The sequence below is a fragment of the Alkalihalobacillus sp. MEB130 genome (assembly GCF_032335535.1).
Lineage (GTDB): Bacteria > Bacillota > Bacilli > Bacillales > Bacillaceae_D > Halalkalibacter.
The window spans coordinates 1-1,915 of record NZ_JAOANA010000055.1; the positions used below are offsets into that span (position 1 = coordinate 1).

Sequence of the window (1,915 nt, forward strand, 5' to 3'; positions counted from 1 at the left end):
TTATTGCATTTGTATTAGCCCATTCTCGTTATAAGTACGTGGAGTGGCTTGACCGACCGTTTCGTACCTCAGATGTAATTAGAATGCATGAGAATGCTTTCCATTATTTTGAGGGGATACCGTTTGAGATGGTATACGATCAAGATGCGCTACTAGCTGTTAGTGAAAATGCTGGTGACTTGATCATGACAGCTGAATTCACAAAGTATCATCTAGCACGTCAATTCAACATTTATCTTTGTAGAAAGAGTGATCCTGAATCTAAAGGGAAGATTGAACAGGTTGTGAAATTTGTTAAAAATAACTTCAGTAAAAATCGAGTGTATGACAATTTGGCAGATTGGAACCTTTCAAGTCACGCATGGTTGAAACGCACAGGTAATTACAAGGTTCATCATAATACTAAAAAAAGACCTTCAGAAGTGCACGCCCTGGAAAAGCAGCACTTAAAGAAAGTCTCTGGTACCTATATATTTGAGAATATTCTCGAACCTAGTATAACAAGAACCATTCAAAAGGACAATGTGATTCGATTTGATGGCAATCGGTATAGCGTCCCAAAAGGGACGTTTAGACCTAACGCACCTAATATTGCATATGTCCAAACAGACGAGAAATATGTGTATATTCGTCTTAAACAGACAGGTAATATTTTAGCTAAACATCTTATTTTCAAAGGGAAAGGTGAAACTATAACTGATCCACTCCACCGTGAAAGTAAATCATCAAAAAGAGAACTCTTAATAAAAGAAATTGAAGACATATTTATTGATAAAGAAGGTATTCAATGGCTCATTGATCAATTGAAAGATCGGTATCCACGTCATTTAATTGATCAGTTAAAAATACTTCAAAATACGATTAAGAGATATCCTAATCATATCGAACTTGCAGTTCAAGAAATGATAAGACTTCAGCTCACTAGTGCAAATGATTTCAGAGATGTTGCACATTCTCTATTTATACAACACCAAAGAGCTATCCCTGAAGCTATAGTGCCAAATCAAAAGTATAAAGATCTTGTGGCACCAGAACGCTCTGACGAAGTGTATTTGAAAGTCTTGTCTGGAGGTAACAAATAATGAGTCATCCATTTGAAGTCTTACAAGACAAATGCCGTACTCTCCGTCTCGCAGAGACGGCAAAAGAATTACCAGCATTCCTTAGAGAAGCAGAGTCTAAAAATTGGACTTACCATGAGCTCGTTCATGAGCTACTAAGTTATGAAATAAATTGTAGGGAGATTAAGAATACAGAAAAGCGCATGAAATGGGCTGAATTCCCCGATAAACTGACATTTGATACTTACGACTTAAAAGAACAATCAGCTGTAGGTGAAAAGCAGCTAAACATTTTAAAGGAATTAAATTGGATTGAGGAATACTTTACGTTAATTATGATGGGCCCCACTGGGGCTGGTAAGACTCACTTATCTATCGCATTGGGCATACACGCGGTAGAAAGAGGCTATCAAGTATCATTCACTTCTATGAATCAACTTATGTATATCTTAAAAACTAGGGAGTATATAAACAAGTCTAAAATACGTTATAACAGGATTATTGGTTCAGATTTAATCATTATTGATGATGTTATGTATATGACCTACGAATCACAAGAAGCAAATTTATTCTTTCAATTTATTTATGAAATTTATGATAAAGCAGCATTTATTTTAACTTCAAACAAAGGGCCAGGTGAGTGGGGCAAATTTTTAGGGGACCCCACTCTAACAACGGCAATATTAGACAGGCTTCTACACAGAAGTGAAATACTAACTTTCGATAAGGAAGCAGACAGTATTCGAATGAAATATAGAAAAGCGTTGTTTGATATCTCACCTGTTGAATCTTAATTGTGATTAACTGTTTAAAATTAATTGTGGTAAATTGTTTAATTCTACTTGACGGTTACA

General features: G+C 35.5%; 2 protein-coding genes. Both read left to right on the forward strand.

All coding sequences use genetic code 11. The features are described 5' to 3' along the window. The coding region (locus N0O92_RS23650; protein WP_315617488.1) for an IS21 family transposase at positions 1-1,082 on the forward strand (1,082 nt) is incomplete at its 5' end. Further along, a complete protein-coding gene (istB, locus tag N0O92_RS23655; protein WP_315617490.1) occupies positions 1,082-1,855 on the forward strand; it encodes an IS21-like element helper ATPase IstB in 774 nt (257 codons plus the stop codon). The genes N0O92_RS23650 and istB, both read left to right, overlap by 1 nt. The last annotated feature ends 60 nt before the right edge of the window (positions 1,856-1,915 follow it).

Coding starts and splice junctions, on each gene's coding strand:
- istB (WP_315617490.1), top strand. CDS start 1,082: ATGAGTCATCCATTTGAAGTCTTACAAGACAAATGCCGTACTCTCCGT.